The sequence below is a fragment of the Granulicella mallensis MP5ACTX8 genome (assembly GCF_000178955.2).
In the GTDB taxonomy this organism is placed as follows: Bacteria; Acidobacteriota; Terriglobia; order Terriglobales; family Acidobacteriaceae; genus Granulicella; species Granulicella mallensis.
This window is the reverse complement of the sequence record NC_016631.1, coordinates 1,714,469-1,730,508: the sequence shown is the minus strand read 5'-3', so window position 1 is coordinate 1,730,508 and position 16,040 is coordinate 1,714,469. Positions and strand designations below refer to the sequence as shown.

General features: G+C 55.7%; 13 protein-coding genes, 1 tRNA gene and 1 pseudogene. 10 read left to right on the top strand and 5 right to left on the bottom strand.

Translation table 11 applies throughout. The annotated features are described in order from the left end of the window. Positions 1-26 precede the first annotated feature (26 nt). Complete coding sequence (locus ACIX8_RS07335) at positions 27-1,241, top strand: nucleotidyltransferase domain-containing protein (RefSeq protein WP_014264701.1); 1,215 nt, start codon at positions 27-29, stop codon at positions 1,239-1,241. A 249-nt stretch (positions 1,242-1,490) separates the two neighbouring features. Here ACIX8_RS07335 and ACIX8_RS07330 read toward each other — a convergent pair whose 3' ends face one another. Then, a complete protein-coding gene (locus tag ACIX8_RS07330; RefSeq protein ID WP_044176315.1) occupies positions 1,491-2,282 on the bottom strand; it encodes a hypothetical protein in 792 nt (263 codons plus the stop codon). Positions 2,283-2,310: 28 nt separating this feature from the next. On the opposite strand from ACIX8_RS07330, the gene ACIX8_RS25885 reads away from it, so the two are divergent. The 5 genes from ACIX8_RS25885 (at position 2,311) to ACIX8_RS07310 (ending at position 9,194) form a co-directional block, all read left to right on the top strand. Next, positions 2,311-2,472: a hypothetical protein gene (locus tag ACIX8_RS25885; protein ID WP_190273754.1), complete on the top strand. Its 162-nt coding sequence runs from the start codon at positions 2,311-2,313 to the stop codon at positions 2,470-2,472. A gap of 475 nt (positions 2,473-2,947) precedes the next feature. Continuing rightward, entirely contained in the window at positions 2,948-4,648 is a 1,701-nt protein-coding gene (locus tag ACIX8_RS07325) for a polysaccharide biosynthesis protein (protein ID WP_190273753.1), read from the top strand. Positions 4,649-4,694: 46 nt separating this feature from the next. Next, positions 4,695-6,191, top strand: a complete 1,497-nt coding sequence (locus ACIX8_RS07320) for a bifunctional glycosyltransferase/class I SAM-dependent methyltransferase (RefSeq protein WP_014264698.1) — start codon at positions 4,695-4,697, stop codon at positions 6,189-6,191. Positions 6,192-6,233: 42 nt separating this feature from the next. Continuing rightward, entirely contained in the window at positions 6,234-8,000 is a 1,767-nt protein-coding gene (locus ACIX8_RS07315; RefSeq protein ID WP_014264697.1) for a hypothetical protein, read from the top strand. 51 nt (positions 8,001-8,051) lie between these two features. Continuing rightward, positions 8,052-9,194: a hypothetical protein gene (locus ACIX8_RS07310; protein WP_150110518.1), complete on the top strand. Its 1,143-nt coding sequence runs from the start codon at positions 8,052-8,054 to the stop codon at positions 9,192-9,194. Here ACIX8_RS07310 and ACIX8_RS24430 read toward each other — a convergent pair whose 3' ends face one another. Continuing rightward, positions 9,195-10,343, bottom strand: coding sequence for an acyltransferase family protein (locus ACIX8_RS24430; protein WP_014264695.1), 1,149 nt, complete (start codon positions 10,341-10,343; stop codon positions 9,195-9,197). It lies immediately after the preceding gene. A 54-nt stretch (positions 10,344-10,397) separates the two neighbouring features. Here ACIX8_RS24430 and ACIX8_RS07300 point away from each other — a divergent pair, with 54 nt between their 5' ends. From ACIX8_RS07300 to ACIX8_RS07290, 3 genes are read left to right on the top strand one after another with little or no spacing between them, the layout of a single operon-like run. Further along, a complete protein-coding gene (locus ACIX8_RS07300) occupies positions 10,398-11,486 on the top strand; it encodes a glycosyltransferase (protein ID WP_014264694.1) in 1,089 nt (362 codons plus the stop codon). Positions 11,487-11,488: 2 nt separating this feature from the next. Continuing rightward, positions 11,489-12,487 (top strand): polysaccharide deacetylase family protein, encoded by a 999-nt coding sequence (locus ACIX8_RS07295; protein WP_014264693.1) that lies wholly within the window; start codon positions 11,489-11,491, stop codon positions 12,485-12,487. Beyond that, entirely contained in the window at positions 12,475-13,242 is a 768-nt protein-coding gene (locus tag ACIX8_RS07290) for a formyl transferase (protein WP_014264692.1), read from the top strand. Before ACIX8_RS07295 ends, ACIX8_RS07290 begins: the two co-directional genes overlap by 13 nt. Positions 13,243-13,256: 14 nt before the next feature. Here the strand turns inward: ACIX8_RS07290 and ACIX8_RS07285 are convergent, their stop codons facing one another. Then, complete coding sequence (locus tag ACIX8_RS07285) at positions 13,257-14,564, bottom strand: glycosyltransferase family 39 protein (protein ID WP_014264691.1); 1,308 nt, start codon at positions 14,562-14,564, stop codon at positions 13,257-13,259. Positions 14,565-14,742: 178 nt separating this feature from the next. Here ACIX8_RS07285 and ACIX8_RS26485 point away from each other — a divergent pair. Continuing rightward, positions 14,743-14,847, top strand: a pseudogene (locus tag ACIX8_RS26485) (hypothetical protein); the annotation flags it as partial. 184 nt (positions 14,848-15,031) lie between these two features. Here ACIX8_RS26485 and ACIX8_RS07280 read toward each other — a convergent pair. Together ACIX8_RS07280 and ACIX8_RS07275 are read right to left on the bottom strand one after the other, a co-directional pair. Next, positions 15,032-15,108 (bottom strand) — tRNA-Asp (locus tag ACIX8_RS07280). 249 nt (positions 15,109-15,357) lie between these two features. Then, positions 15,358-15,909 carry a hypothetical protein gene (locus ACIX8_RS07275; protein WP_014264690.1) on the bottom strand — a complete coding sequence of 184 codons (552 nt, stop codon included), beginning with the start codon at positions 15,907-15,909 and terminating at the stop codon, positions 15,358-15,360. Positions 15,910-16,040 lie beyond the last annotated feature (131 nt).

The window sequence follows — 16,040 nt, the reverse complement described above, 5'->3', positions numbered from 1 at the left end:
AGGTAGTCTGCTCGTGCAAAGTAATAATGTATTCACGTAAACCTATCCACGAAAATAGCATCCATGCCCCACTTGCTCAGGCCGTTTACCAGGGGATAGAGGGCAGCGAAGGCAATCTAGTGGTGCAGGCTGCTCGCGTGTATCTTGCTGGTGGAGATGACGGCGGCCTTCAGACAGCGCTGGCACAGCCTCTCCATTGGGAAGCGATCGAACGCATAGCGGATCGCCACGCAATCAAACCGCTTGTCATCTATGTTCTGAATCAATACGGCGCGGAGAAGATTCCCCGGGAAGTACGCGATCGCTTCCAGCAGCAATGGCTGCTGGCCGCCCGGAACAACCTGATCCAGATGCAGGAGTGGCTCCGGCTTCTGCAGGCATTCGATGCGGCAGGTCTTCCAGTTATTTCCTTGAAAGGTCCGTCGCTTGCGTTACTGGCCTACCGGAATGCCGCTCTCAGAGAATTCACGGACCTCGACCTGCTGGTCAGCCCCGAGGACGTTCCCGTGGCGTCCGAGCTTCTTGTGCGCGAGGGTTATCGGCTCCAGTCTCCCGCGGACAGGTCTACCTTGCTGGGCTCCAGGAATCGCCAGATGGACTTTATCAACGACGATCGAGGCACAGTCATCGATCTGCACTGGAGCCCGCTGCACACGATGTTCCCGTTTCAACTGCCGGTTCGGGAGCTTTTCCAATCGGCGCGAGTCGAACACCGGGAGGGAGTCTCGTTTCTGACGCTCTCCCCGGAGCATCTGCTGCTCTATCTTTGCGCTCACGGAACCAAACACTGCTGGCTGAACCTGAGGGATCTATGTGACGTGGCCTGCTCTGTATCTACGCAGACCTTGGATTGGGAGCAGTGCATGGCCTGGGCAAAGTCAGCTAACTGCGACCTTGTGCTGAAACACGCCTTGCTTCTGGCGCAGCAGGTCCTGGGATTGAAACTGCCGTCGCAAGTCCAGCAACATTGCGAAGAGGAGGTAGAAGCGCAGACGCTCGCCAAGACAGCATCGGCATTTCTGTTTCGCAAAGGCAACGATATCGGCTATCGCGAAACCTTGCACTACCACCTGGCCTTTGTAAAAAGCTGGCGCGCTCAGAGCAGCTTCCTCTTCGAACGTCTATTTATTCCCGCAGAGCCGGATTGGCAGCAGGTGCGGTTACCGCAGCCGCTACATTTTCTGTATTACATCGTCAGGCCCATAAGGCTTTTGCTCGAACGTTTTTCCAGGACATCTTAGGGCAGTTTCCCTATAGGTGTAGAGGCTTTCCCCCCAATTACCCATACCTTGTCATCTCGACCGAAGCATGACGGCTTTATGTCATGCGAAGTGGAGAGACCTGCAGGTTCGCGTGCGCGGGCAATATAGCCTCCATGGGCAAAGCCTGCAGGTCTCTCCACTCCGGCGGCAAAGAACGCCGCCTCCGGTCGAGATGACAGTTTTGGGGTGAATTTGAAAAGAACCCTCTACACCTATACAGAAACGGCTCTAGGGGACTGAGGGCGTCACCGGCGGTGGCGAGGGGGGCGCGGACCCACCGCCGATACTCACGCCAATCAGGGTTCCAGCCGCTGCAAGCGCACCTATAAGGATCAGGGCGTCCCGCTTCCTGTCATCCCCTGCTGCCTCGCAGGAACCCTGCAGTTTTTGAATGCCATCCACCGTTACAACGGAAGGTGCAGTGGAGGAAGGAGTGCCGCTTGTAAAAACCATCGTTCCGGCGACCCGGACCCGCTTATTCACAAAGGGATCGAGGTCTGATCCTTTCAGCTTGTAGGTAGTACGGGTAGACTTATCCGAAATCAGGTACCCTGGACGCAGCCGGCCGCAGAGGTCTACGGAGCCTACCGAGCCTTCCGCCGGAGCCTGCTGAGGAACCTGCTGATAGGTAAAGCTGCGAGGTTGCCCCGGCTCCACCTTGGCTACAAGCTTTCCAGAGGCACTCCAGACATCCGCTTCTCCGTCTCGCGCAGAGACTTCCATATAAGAATCATTCTTTACACCAACCAGGGCGGTGACGTTCGAGGTTGTGCTGGAAATCCTCAATCCATTGGCAAGCACGAAATGCTTATCGATACCACGTTGCGTCGTCACGCCTTGTTGCAGGACAGAGCGTTCCCGGTACACAGTCATCGTCGTACCTGGGTTCATGACCGCGCTTGTGCCGTCTGAAAACTGCAGGTTCGAGGTCTTATCGCCCGAAGAGATTCGGCTTCCGGAAAAGATCGCTGAGTTGCCCGGTACGCGCTGCCCATCGACTACGACATCCCCCGTAGCCATAACTAGCCCAATGCTTGATGAGGAGGCTATGGCCATGCTCACAAGGCAGTTACAGGTAAACAGTGCGATAGCTGAGCGTAATTGCACGATGATCATCGTTAATCTCCGCAACGCAACCATGGCAAATGCTCACGGCATCAAACGATTGCACAAGAAGAAGCATCCCCAGCTACTGTTCAATCCAGAGTAAACAGGTAGCCGGTAGAACGGTAGCTTTGCAATTGTATTCTTGTTGGTGACACGCAGATAAAAATTATTATTGAATGATTGGATCAGAATAATTTCTCATCCTCTGCCGTAATTTTGTTGCTATTGCGAAATTAAACAAACCTGATAAAGTGATCGAACTAGGTACTGGAAGAAAAGGTTGCTGGCTTTTCTCGACAAGACCTAACTTGTCCGTCAGAGGTTCTCCTGCGCAAAAATGAAAACCCCTAGGAGGGTAGGTGGAGTACAGTCACAAACTGTTGGTTGTCCCTGACCGTAGACGTGAAAGATACGCCAATCTAATTCCGAGCTGGGTGTTTCATGGGTATATTCGTGTAATTCTCGATGGTCTCACTGCGGCCATGGCTATGATTTATGCCTATGTGCTCCGGTTTGATTTTCATATCGAACCCAAAATGCAGCGCAGCATGTGGACATGGTTGTGTGTCGTAGTAGTCTTGCGCCCCCTGTCAATTCACCTCTCGCGGGAAGGATACCGGTCAACCTGGCGCTTCTTCGATGTGCGGGATGGGCTTTTTCTGGCCTTTCGCTCGCTGCCTGTGACTGTTCTTCTACTGCTGGTGCGCTGGCAGGAGCCCAAAGCTCTTCCCATCGTTCCTTACAGCGTTCTCATTCTTGAATTCGGCATCTTTCTTGTCTTTGCCTGCACGCTGCGCCTGACACGGCGTCTCATCAATGACGCGGCCCACACCCCAGTGGACCGGCCGCGCGCGCTCATTGTCGGGTCGGAGACGACCCTGGCAACGGCGGTCCATCATCTTCATACATCGAACGAAGCTCACGTATTAGGCCTGGTAAGCGAGGATGTACGCCTGGCCGGTGCGAACATCGCAGGCAGGCCTGTCCTCGGCCATCCGGACTCTCTGGCCAGCCTTCTGGTGAGTCACCGTATCGAAGTTGTGGTCCTCTCCGGTGCGAATTTGAGATGCGCCGCGCAGGTGATTCGCGATGCCAGCCTCCTCGATGTTCAGGTTCGCATCCTTCCTTCAGGCAGTGAGTTGATGGACGGCAGGGTCAAGGTGAACCGCGAGGTCTCCATCGATCAGCTGACGCAAGGCGGCACAAAGATCTTGAATGCGGCGCATCCCGCAGTGGTTCAGTGCTTCAACGCGCGAACCGTTTTGATCACGGGAGCCGGGGGCTCCATCGGTTCAGAGATGGCGCGGCAGGTTGCGGCGTTAAACGTTGACCGTCTCATCGTGCTCGATCATGACGAGAATTCAATCTTCGAGCTGATGAATGAGCTGGGCGACCTGAACGGCAGAAAAGTAGTGCCGATCGTGGGCAACATCCGCGATCATGACATCGTCCATCAGACCTTCAAGCTGTATTCCCCGCAAATCGTCCTTCATGCCGCTGCTTACAAACATGTTCCAGTGATGGAGGACAACTGCTGCGAAGCGGTTCTGAACAACGTCGCCGGCACGCGTGAGCTTGCCGATGCCGCCATCGAATTCGGCTGCGAGCGCTTTGTCATGATCTCTACCGACAAGGCCGTGAATCCCTCCAGCATCATGGGCGCAACCAAGCGCACGGCGGAGATGCTCATTCAACAACGCGCTATCGAGAATACCGGCCTCCAAACGCATTTTGCCTGCGTGCGATTTGGAAATGTTCTGGGCAGCCGGGGCAGTGTGGTTCCCATCTTTCTTCGCCAGATTGCCGCAGGTGGCCCGGTCACCATTACGCACGAGGAGATGACCCGCTACTTCATGACCATCCCGCAAGCCGTGCAGCTCGTCCTGCAGGCCGCCACGCTCGCATCGCGCGGAGATGTCTATCTCCTGGATATGGGCGATCCCGTCAAGATCATCGATTTTGCGAAAGAGATCATCCAATTGTCCGGTCTGGTCCCCGGAAAAGACATTGACATCAAGGTCGTAGGCATCCGGCCAGGGGAAAAACTTCATGAAAAACTATGGCGAGATGACGCGCTGGTAACCCCCACACCGTTTCGTGAAGTCTTTCAGGTGCAAGCCGGCATCGTACCCGCAGGCTTTCCGCAGCTTCTTGCAGAACTCGAGCGTGCGGCACGCGCCCGGAAGTCAGGCGCAGAGATCCAGGAACTGCTTTATCAGCTCCCCATCGACTACTGCCCTGAAAAAATGGAAGTAACTCCGATGGCCATCGCGAATTAGCAGTATCCTAACCGCTATTCAAAGAACCTTATTTCAAAGGATACCCATGAGCGTGCAGGATCAGAGACTGTTGGAACCGATGCAGAGATGGTCGCATGTGACCATGATGGAAGGCCCCATCAGCACGTCCTTCAGCCTGAGCGTTCTGGTGCCGGTTTACAACGAGCGTTATCTCGTCGAACCCAGCTTGCGCCGCCTGCTCGCCTTGCAGGACCCTATCATCCACAGCATGGAAGTCATCGTTGTCGACGATTGCAGCACGGATGGAAGCCGGGAGATTCTGCAGCAGATCGCCTCCGAGGATGACCGCGTCGTTCTGTTGCGGCACGAGCGCAACATGGGCAAAGGGGCAGCGCTGCGCACCGCGCTGGAGAAAGCCACCGGCGAAATCAGCATCGTGCACGATTCCGACCTCGAATACAATCCGGCGGATATCCCTCTTCTGTTGAAACCGTTCGCAACCGAGTCTGCGGATGCCGTATTCGGATCGCGATATCTTTCGTCGCATTATCGCCGCGCGCTCATGTTCCGGCACACCTTGTCGAACAAGGCGCTTACTTTTCTGGCCAATATCTTCACCGACCTGAACCTGAGCGACATCGAGACCTGCTACAAGGCGATCCGCACGCCTCTGTTCCAATCGATCCCGCTGCGCCACAACGATTTTCGCTTCGAAATAGAAATAGCTTTCAAGCTGGCGAAGCGGCGCGCACGCATCTTCGAGGCGCCCATCAGCTATCTTGCCCGAAGCTACCAGGAAGGCAAGAAGATAGGCCATAAGGATATATGGCTCGCCCTGTCCGCGATCCTGCACTTCTGGTTCATCGACGATATCTACAAGGAAGATCAGTACGGTTCGCAGATCCTCGCGAGTCTGGAAAAGGCACGCAGGTTCAACCTATGGATGGGGCAGACACTGGCGCCGTATGTAGGCGATCGCGTGCTGGAAATTGGCTCGGGCATCGGCACATTGACCGGGCAGTTTATCCCGCGTGAGTTGTATCTCGCCTCTGACATTAATCCTTCGTATCTTTCCTATCTGCGCTCCTACTCCGTTGGAAAACCTTATCTCCGCGTGCGCCATATCGATGCTGGCGTCCCGGGAGATTTTGCGAGCACCGAGGGACAGTTCGATACCGTGCTGATGGTCAACGTCCTGGAGCACGTGCCGAATGAGCAGATCACACTTGAAAATATCAAATCGTCGCTGATGCCCGGCGGACGGGCCGTGATCCTCGTCCCGCAGCATCCCGCGCTTTACGGCACACTCGATCACGCGCTCGATCATCGCGAGCGATACACGCCGCAGTCGCTGCGGCAAGGCCTGGAACAGGCCGGCTTCCAGGTCGAGCGTATCTTCGACTTCAATCGCTTTTCCGTCCCCGGCTGGTGGTTCAATGGAAAGGTACTGAAGCGCAAAACATTCTCGCCTGTCCAATTGAAAGTCCTGCAGATGCTCATGCCGGTGCTGCGGCGGCTGGATCCTATCCTTCCCTGGGGTGGTCTCAGCCTGATTGCTGTGGCGACAAAGCCGCAGGCTTAGGGCGTGTCATCAACAATAGGGGGCCTGCAAAAAGGAGCATGGATGAACGAGGTCGCCGTGTCGTCGGCAGAGACGCAGCCTGATTCGATCTCCCCTATCGATACACGAAGGCTTCAGGTGTGGGTCTGGGTCGCACTCATAGCCATTGCTCTTGTACGAGCCTGGTATACCCGCTACGAGTTCGACGGAGATTCCATCTCCTACCTGGACATCGCCAGGGCCATTGTCGACGGCCATCCGGGTCTGGCCGTACATGCCTATTGGGCGCCTGGTTATCCTGTGCTCCTTTCATTTTTTCTATGGCTGTTTCATCCCAACGCTTATTGGGAATGCCCTCTGGCACATCTCGTAAACGTGCTGATCTTCGCAGGAGGGCTGGCCAGCTTTCAGTTGTTCTGGAGTGAAGTGCGGCGATGGCACGAGAGCCTCGCGCAGCAGGACGCCGCCGCAATGCCCGCATCGGCCTTCTGGGCTCTGGGCTATTCGGTCTTCGGCATTGCAACGCTCAGTGTCATCCCCGTAAGCCGCGTAGGACCGGATTTACTATGGGCCGTATTTTGCTGCCTGGCCGGATGGAGCGTACTGAGACTCCGGCGCTCTCCGCGCCTCGGAACCGCGCTGCTGCTGGGCCTCTTTCTGGCCCTGGGTTACTACGCCAAAGCACCGTTCTTCCCCATAGGATTCATCTTTATCGCATGCGCCGGCTTCAGCGTTCCGCTGTCGCGGCGAAGGCTGCTTCTGAGCGGAACCGCACTCGTTCTCTTTCTATTGCTATGCGCTCCTTTCATTCGCGCGATCTCTTTGTCGAAGCACCATTTCACCTTTGGAGAGTCGGCTCGCCTGAGCCAGGCCTTTTACATCAATGGCGTCTCCTACTATGTGCATTGGCAGGGTGGTCCCTCAGGCTCAGGAATGCCGGTTCATCCCACGCGCAAGCTGAATGATCTTCCAGAGATCTACGAATTCGCAGCGAAAGATATGGGCACCTATCCGCCCTGGTTCGATCCGACATACTGGTACGAGGGTTTAGCGCCGCACCTCAACTGGAGTCTTCAAGCAAAGGTCTTCGTGGCAAACCTGATCCTGGAATTTCAAACCATCATGGAGACAGGGGCGGGCATCGTTTGCGCCACGATCGTTCTGGTGCTGATGGCAATGGATCGAGGGCAATGGATCAAAAATATTCGGAAGCTCTGGCCTCTGTGGTTGCCGGCCGCAATGGCACTGCCTATGTTTGCGCTTGTCCACGTCGAGCCGCGCTTTATGGGTGGCTGGCTGATCCTTCTCTTTGCAGGTGCCATTTGTGCCTGCTCGCTGCCGAAAAACAGCGGCACACCTCGCTTGGTTTCATGCGTAGGACTCGCAGCCCTGATTGTCACTGGAGGAACGCTGATATTACAAGCAAGTCAGGAGGCGCTGAGAAGTGACCATGCGGCGGGCAGAAGTCCCCGCAGCGCCGTCATTGCAACGTTTCTGCTTCAGAATGGCCTGCGCCCGGGCGGCCGGGTAGCAGTCATCGGCGACAGCATGGAAGCTTATTGGGCACATCTTGCCCGGCTGCAGGTAGTGGCCGAGATCCCTGCGAACATCCGCAGGTATCAAGTTCACCCTGCACTCGATTACTGGGAGTCCGGACCGGAGCAGCAGAAGAAAGCATTAGGGATTCTCGAGCAAACCGGAGCCGAAGCTGTCATTGCCGATCCGCAGAGTGACGTCATCCAGGGGTTCGAGCCCTCCATCGTTCCAGCGCCCTGGAGGAAAATAGACGGCACCGACGCCTATGTCTACTTCTTTCACGCCAGCCAGTAACATGGCTAAAAAAGAAGAGGCAAGATCTGGATGCGGAAGCGGGAGATGCAAATGACGTCAGACACAATTTCTCGTCCCAGCACGGCTGGTAATAGCTCTTCACCCGCACGAAGCTGGTTCGGCTGCTCCGCTCCAGCTTTGCTTCTTTACGTAATCTTTTGCCTGGCATTGGCCGTGGCAGATTATCTTCGCCCGCTGCCGACCTTCGACCGATACCTGTACGCAGGCGCGGTCGCCTCTCTGCGCTACTCCGATCCGGCAACGATTCAACGCATTGCGCGCACTGAGTTCGACGCACAGCCAGATCCTTTCCAGTTCGAAAATGTGTCCGCCGAACCCTACTTTACCGATGTCTATAACAACCCGGATCATTTCATGCAGCAACTGGGCTTCTATCGCGTGAAGCTGGGTTACGTAGCCACAGGATACGCGCTCTGGCGCGCGGGCCTGCCCATCCTCACCGGCCTGCGTCTCCTATCGGCCTGCTGCCTCCTGATCACAGGCCTTGCTGTCCTTGCCTGGACGCACGAGACCGTCTTATCCGCGTTGTTACTGCTGGCGCCATCCGTACTGACGATGGGACGAATGGTCACCGTCGATCCCCTCTCAACCACCATCGTTCTTCTTGCCCTGCTTGCCTTCGCAAAGAACAAAGACCTGCTTGCTGCGGAACTTCTGACTGCAAGCGTCCTGCTAAGGTTCGACAACGCGATCCTTGTACTCATCCTGCTGGCATGGATGATCTGGAAGAAGCGCCTCAGCCTCTCCCTCGGAGCCTTGTTCGGAGCACTCAGCGCAGGCTGCGTAGTTTTGACGAACCACTTTTCCAGTTATTACGGATGGCGTGTTCTCATGCAACACTCGTTCATCAAGCCGGAGATGGAACCTGTCAAGCACCCCATCCCGATCAGCTTTGCCGGATATCTGCATGCCATCGCGGCGTTGAGAGTGATTCCCTACACCTACATGACGATCTGGCTTCTGGTGGCGGCAGCAGCATGGAGGAAGCTCCCGCCAAAGTCGGCCCTTCGCACCTTGCTGCCTCTTGCAGGCCTCTGCACTCTGGCCAGGCTGGCGATCTATCCGAACGTAGAAGACAGGTATTTCTTATGGGCCTATCTGCTTGCAGGCATCGCACTCATACAGGTGGCTCACGCACCTAGTTCAACAACCGAAAAAGACGCTCTTTGCTGATCAAACCAGTCGCGGCTTTTCTTGCGGTTGACCGGGCTCATCCTTCCTCCGCAGAAAAAACTCTTCATAGGTAATACGCGACACATAAGCTACCGCCATCGCAAGAACAAGAACCACCAGCAGCCGGAGAAGGCATCTTCCAAAGCTATTCCCGACATAGAAGAAAGATGCATATTTCACAGATACATCGTTATAGAGGTGGAAGATCAGCGGATGAATCAGATAGAGGCCATAACTGATGAATCCATAGAAGGACAAAATCCGCAGATTCGCCAGCCTTCTGTAGCGTCCCGTTCCTAACCACAGCGCAATCGCAAGGGCGCTGAGCGATCCGTAATTCACGCTGGTGGCCCGCAAGCTGATGGCTATAAATCGCGGAACAGGCAAGCTCATCACCAGTAAGATCATCCCAAGGAGAGCGCTAAAACCGGCCAGCTTCAAGACGTTCGTCCGGGAGCCCCATTGCGAACGAGCAAAGATAGCCAGCAGAGCACCTAGAGCTAATCCATCGGCCGAAAGCCACGTGTAAGGCCCCCACCATAGTCCCCCGCGGGCAACAGCAAAGGCTCGCAGCACCGGCTCGCAGATACAGATCGAAGCGGCAGCAATCGCAAGGCCTCGCCGGGTAAAAACTCTCACGGCTGCGGGCCAGATCAGGTAAAAGTGCTCCTCCACCGCCAGCGACCAGAGCGGCGCATAATCTCTCGGCACTCCAAGCAGGGGCGTGATGTTGGAGAGATAAACGAAACTCAGTCCGGCAAAGGCCAGCGACGTATGCTGTCTCACAAAACTCAACCTGCTCACCAAAGCCAGCACCACAAGCAGGAGATAATAAGCAGGCAAAATACGCAGCGCACGGCGACGATAAAATCGCGAATAATAGTGCGGCTTGCTCACACTTCCCAACAAAATACCGGTAATCAGGAAGCCAGAAAGAACAAAGAAGAGGTTGACTCCCATCCACCCTAAGCTCAAGGTAGATAAGAACACGCGTTCCCATGCCGGAAGGTGCTGAGCAGCGGGGGTAAAATCTTCGAAAGCATGAAAGAGGAACACCATCAAAACAGCGATTCCGCGAACCGTGTTTAACTCCGGCATCACCGGTCGCAAAATTGGGTCTTCACCACAATGTTTTTCAGGGTTTCCCATGCACAATGAATCATACCGTTGGATCGGAAGGTTCCGGTCCAGGGAACGCATGCCATGAGAATCGCATTGTTGGTGCCGACGCTGGTGATCGGTGGCGTCGAACGCGTCTTCGTCAACCTGGCCAATGGCCTCCGCCAATGCGGCGCCGAAGTGGACCTGGTCGCAGGAAGGGCCGGCGGTGATATGGGGAGGCTCCTCGAAAAGGACATTCAGATCTTCGACCTCGAATCCGACCGCATGATGAGGAGCGTACCGAAGATCGCAAAGTATCTTCGGGCAAGGCAACCGGAGGCATTGATCGCCGGCATGACGCATTGCAGCGCCGCGGCAGTTATCGCAAGGGCAATCGCCGGCGGAAAAACAAAGGTCATCGCCACCGAACACAACACGATGTCGCAGGTCATAGCCAACGCCTCCGGGCTCAAATATCGCCTGATGCCGCTGTGGAGCCGATGGGCTCTCAGTGCAACAGACGCCATCGTGGCCGTCTCCGGCGGAGTCGCCGACGACCTCTCGGCGCGAACCGGAATCCCTCGGCAAAAAATTCAGGTTATTTACAATCCTGTCATCACAGAGGCCCTCCAATCCGCAGCCGCGGCAACGGTCGAACATCCATGGTTCCAGCCGGGCCAGCCGCCGGTGCTATTAGGCGTAGGCAGGCTGGATAAGCAGAAAGATTTTCCGATGCTGGTGCAGGCATTCCGCATCGTTAGAAACCAGCGCCCCGCTCGCCTGATGATCCTCGGCGAAGGTCCGGATAGAGCCCGCATCGAACAAACCATCCAGGAAGCCGGTCTCGCAGCGGACGTATCCCTCCCCGGCTTCGAACAGAACCCCTATCGATTCATGAAGCGTGCCGCCGTCTTTGCATTCTCATCGCAGTGGGAAGGATTCGGAGTAGCGTTGGTAGAGGCTCTGGCCCTGGGCATGCCCGTGGTCTCGACAGACTGCACATATGGCCCGGCAGAGGTGCTTTGCAATGGAAGATATGGCGCGCTCGTACCTGTAGGAGACCATAAAGCCATGGCGCAGGCCCTCTTAGCCGCCCTGGACAATCCAAAGCCAATCGATAGCTACAAGCACCTGCAGCAGTTCACCGTCCGCAGTGTCGCTGCGAGTTATCTGTCACTGATCAATCACTAGAGATGGATACTTTGCAAAATCCCGGATCGTTTGTCATCAGTCTCGATTTCGAGCTGCACTGGGGCGTCAGAGACCATCGCACCGTCGACCAGTATCGCGAAAACCTGCTCGGAGTTCGCCAGGCCATCCCCGCCATGCTCCGTCTCTTTGAACGGTATGGAATCCGCGCCACCTGGGCCACGGTAGGTTTTCTATTCTTTGAGAATCGTGACGACTTGAAAGCCGCATGGCCTGCTGAGTTGCCGCAGTACCGTGACACCATCCTGGATCCCTATGCAGCCTTCTCTGAAGCAGGCAGGAACGAAGAAGAAGACCCCTTTCATTTCGCACCGAGCCTGATCCGGGAGATACAAGCGCATAAGGGGCAGGAGATCGGCACGCACACCTTCTCGCACTACTATGCGCTGGCTCCAGGCCCTACCTTAGAGTCCTTTCGTGCCGACCTCAGAAGCGCAAAGTCTGCGGCAGCCCAATACGGAATCGTGCTCAAGAGCATCGTCTTCCCACGGAATCAGATTTCGAGGCCGCACATAGGCATCTGCGCGGAAGAAGGTCTCATCGCCTATCGCAGCACGGAGGCAGAACCCTGGATCGCTGCGGGAAACGGCCTGTTCAACAAAGCCAGACGACTCGCCGATGCCTACCTCCCGCTAAGCGGCGATGGATGCGCCACCCCCTCTCTCGACCAGGAATATCCCATTGTGCGTGTCTCCCAATCGAGATTTTTGCGGCCATGGAGTAAGTCGCTAAAAGGATTCGAGAACCTGCGGCTCAAACGGATTCTTGCCTCCATGGACGCAGCGGCGAACAGCCATCAGACCTTTCATCTCTGGTGGCACCCACACAACTTCGGTGTGAACTTGGAGGAAAACATCGTTATCCTCACCCGTATCGCGGAGCATTATGCCAACCTGAATAGTGAAACCGGCTGGCCCTCTCGAACCATGTCCGAGGTTGCCGAGAACATCCTACGCGCGGAGAAACCGCAGTGCACGGTATAGTCCTGCTCATCGATCACAGCGACCTCTCGCGTATCGTCTACCACGCGCTGGCGAAGGAGTTCCGCATCGACGTAGTGATCCGGGAAGCCAGGATTCCCCGGTCGATCTTTCTAAAGCGGCGGCTAAAGAAACTGGGCTGGCGCACCCTGGCAGGACAAATCCTGTTTGCCGCAGGGTTGGTCCCTCTGTTGAGGCGTGAAGCTATCCAGCGCCGGGCGGAGATCAAGCAACAGTACGGGATGGACGAGTCCCCCATCCCTGCTGAGTACATCACAGACGTGCTGTCGGTAAACGATGCCCAGGTGATCACCATTCTGCAGAAGCTCTCCCCGCGAGTCATCGTCGTAAATGGAACGCGCATTCTCGAAGAAAAGGTACTGCAGGCAAGCGATGGAGTCTTCCTGAATACGCATGTCGGCATTACGCCGCTCTATCGGGGAGTACATGGTGGATATTGGGCTCAGGCCTCCGGCGATCCCGAGCACTTCGGAGTAACGATTCACAAAATAGACAAAGGAATCGACACGGGAGAGATCGTGGCTCAGGCATCGGACAGCCCATCCAGCTCCGACAACTTTTCTACTTACCCATTGCTGCAGATTGCGCTTGCGATTCCGATCCTGAAACAGGCCATCCGCAACGCACTCGACGACAAGCTCGAGACCCTCTCCGCGCCGGCAGGCAAGTCAAAGCTATGGACTCACCCAACCCTCTTCCAATACCTGAAGCACAGGATCGCACGCGGCATCCGCTGAGAAACAAACTACGGTTAGCCAGCAATCGCAGCAGCAGAGGAGGCGCGCGGTGTTCGAGCCCGTTGAGCCCACTCCACCATCCCTGCCGCGCCGCCTCCAATCAACAAGGCGTACATCGGCATGATGGGAACCTTGAAGCGCGAATAGGCCTCTCCTCCGGCAGAGATTCCCAGGAAGTACACGATAGTAAGAACAAGAAGCCAGCAAAGAATTCGATCGCGCCGGTACCAGTACCGGCATCCGATCAGGGCCAGACATACCTCAGGTACGGTGAAGAGCAAAACAATGCCTTCCGCAATCCGTGGGCTGATATGACTAACCCTGGATAAGGCTTCCGCACCGCCACCAAAAACAAGGTACGCCAGCGACACCGTGATGGAGTGAAGATAGCTTAAAGGATGCTCTCGGATGATGCTCATCCCCTTACGTGAGGCGTATGCAGCTTGTTGTTTGTCGGTGATCTGCGAGCAATCCCGGTGGTACATCTGCTCCAGATCGGCGCATGTCTGCTGGATCAACTCGCCATTCACCTTGAGAATATTCGCGGTATAGCTTCCGGGCCGCTCAATCGCGATGGCTCCCGCAGCTCGATAGTACAAGATATCCTCTGCGCCGACGGCACTAATGCCGAAGTACCCTCCTTCGACAAAATTCCGCGTGGCCCACAACACCGGAAGAATCAGAAAAAATACGGCAAAGATCAAAACAGGACGCAAGGCACGCCGCCGTAACACCAGAAATAGGCAGAGCGACAGAGGTACAAAGTACAAGACGCCGACGGGACGGACAAGTACGGCATACCCCCCCAGAAGTCCGGCGCCTGCGATCGCAATCCCCTTGCCCGCCGGATTCGTCATCGCACGATAAAGAATCCAACAGATCAAAGAGATCAGAACCATAAACACAACTTCGGTTAATAGAAGATTCGCCACACGGAGAGTAGCCAGGTCCAAAGACATAACGACTGCGGCAACGCATGCAACCAATCGGCTGCCGGTAATTCGGAGAGCGATAGCGACAACCGCAACGGCCAGCAGCACACAGAGAAGATGCTGCACAACAATCAGATACTCAACCTTTAGCGGAGCAATCCGGAAGAGGGCAAGCAGAAGCGAATAGCCTGGCGTCCTCAGCAACTCCGGCTGGTGCAGTGTATTCACAAATCCGTGCCCATGCAGAAGATTGTCGGCCGGGATTAAATACGATGGTGTATCTGCTCCATAGTGTTCATGATCCAGAGTGAAATAGGTCGCCTGAGTCAAAAGGCTCAAGCCAAGAGCAATCCATACGACGGGCGAACTGATTAATTTGCGAATGGACATAGCTACGTGCTCTCCTGCCTCTGACAAACCATACGCCTCGTTCGAAAAGGGTGGGTAAACAGGTAGGCTGGGGGATAATACCAGGCACATCGCACTCGATAGCCAGGCTGTTTGGCATTTGTTGCCCTTGTACCGCCCCGCTGACGTAAGTATGGCATTGCCCTGACACACCTTCCGCCATTCCTTCGGCACATTGCTGAAGGGCAACGGAGAAGACGTGAAGACCGTCCAGGGACTTTTACAACATGCCAACAGCAAGATCACGCTTGACGTTTACACGTAGGCCATGAACTCACATAAGCAAGCCGCACAGAGCAAGGCTGTTCAGATGATGGTGCCCGGTGTGGGCACAAAGCGGAATCAAGCACGAACGGGTACAGAAGCGTAATTCACTTAGTGTGCCCTTATTGTGTCCGGATTTGCTTGTCCCTTGGGTCCCATACATTCCTTAAGTCCTTTGGAATGTATGGCGGGGACGACGGGGCTCGAACCCGCGACCTCTGCCGTGACAGGGCAGCGCTCTAACCAACTGAGCTACGTCCCCTCTGGTTTGCGTCAACTTCTGCAAGCCACAGAGTGTACTAAATTTCTTGCTGTCCACACTTTCGCCTGCTTCTACAGACGACCGCGAACCACGAAACTGTCACCGTTCCGTTGATTCAATTGTAGCAAAGATTTTCTTTTTGCCCCACGTTGGCGAGCGTTCCTCCTGTGGAATCAGAAAGATTCTCCACTTCTGAAAACTCATATTGAGTTCCTGACGAAAGAGAGCGGCAGCAATCATCTCTCGAGGTTATTTGCTGGGAGCGATGCTCATGATGTTGAGATCCGTAAGACCATGAACCCAGCGAGCGGGCTTCGCGTCGACGGTGTTGATCAGCTCGATGGCGCCGCCTTCAGTATTAGGCAGTCCGGACTTCATCACGGCAACGATGACCTGGCCTGTGCTGAAGCTGGGCTCGACCTCCGCGACCGAGTAAAGAACGAAGTAGTGATCGGAACCCGTGGCGATGAGACTCGAATGCAGGATGAGCGGCTGCGTCTCGCGCGAGGCCTTGAGACCCACGCGAGCAAGCACATCGGCGAGCAACGGTCCTGTGTAGGTCTCATCGGTGTTGCGATGCGCGTTGTGCACGTGCAAAGTCACCTGCGGCAGATTAAGCAACTCTTCGATCGTGAGAGTGATGGTCTTTCCCTCGAAGGTGACATTGATGCTCTTTGAAGGTGGAACAGGCGGCTTAGCAGGCTCCATGGCAGTGTCGCCACCCTGCTTCGAGGGAGCTTGAGCGGCGATGGACAGCGGCGCGAGAGCGAGGATGAGAGCGGCAACCGTGATGAGCTTCATACGGGAAAGGTAAACTAGCAGGTGGGGAGCCGTATATAGCGCGGTATCTGGAACCCAAACCATCAGGATTGAGCGTCAAGAACTCAGCCGCCGTGTAGAGCGCGGCCCCTATCGCATCAAGGAAATGAATT

Excerpts from the sequence above, each read along its gene's own strand:
- ACIX8_RS07335 (WP_014264701.1), top strand. The coding sequence starts at position 27 with ATGTATTCACGTAAACCTATCCACGAAAATAGCATCCATGCCCCACTT.
- ACIX8_RS07330 (WP_044176315.1), bottom strand. The coding sequence starts at position 2,282 with ATGGCTACGGGGGATGTCGTAGTCGATGGGCAGCGCGTACCGGGCAAC.
- ACIX8_RS25885 (WP_190273754.1), top strand. The coding sequence starts at position 2,311 with ATGGCCATGCTCACAAGGCAGTTACAGGTAAACAGTGCGATAGCTGAG.
- ACIX8_RS07320 (WP_014264698.1), top strand. The coding sequence starts at position 4,695 with ATGAGCGTGCAGGATCAGAGACTGTTGGAACCGATGCAGAGATGGTCG.
- ACIX8_RS07315 (WP_014264697.1), top strand. The coding sequence starts at position 6,234 with ATGAACGAGGTCGCCGTGTCGTCGGCAGAGACGCAGCCTGATTCGATC.
- ACIX8_RS07310 (WP_150110518.1), top strand. The coding sequence starts at position 8,052 with ATGACGTCAGACACAATTTCTCGTCCCAGCACGGCTGGTAATAGCTCT.
- ACIX8_RS24430 (WP_014264695.1), bottom strand. The coding sequence starts at position 10,343 with ATGGGAAACCCTGAAAAACATTGTGGTGAAGACCCAATTTTGCGACCG.
- ACIX8_RS07300 (WP_014264694.1), top strand. The coding sequence starts at position 10,398 with ATGAGAATCGCATTGTTGGTGCCGACGCTGGTGATCGGTGGCGTCGAA.
- ACIX8_RS07295 (WP_014264693.1), top strand. The coding sequence starts at position 11,489 with ATGGATACTTTGCAAAATCCCGGATCGTTTGTCATCAGTCTCGATTTC.
- ACIX8_RS07285 (WP_014264691.1), bottom strand. The coding sequence starts at position 14,564 with ATGTCCATTCGCAAATTAATCAGTTCGCCCGTCGTATGGATTGCTCTT.
- ACIX8_RS07275 (WP_014264690.1), bottom strand. The coding sequence starts at position 15,909 with ATGAAGCTCATCACGGTTGCCGCTCTCATCCTCGCTCTCGCGCCGCTG.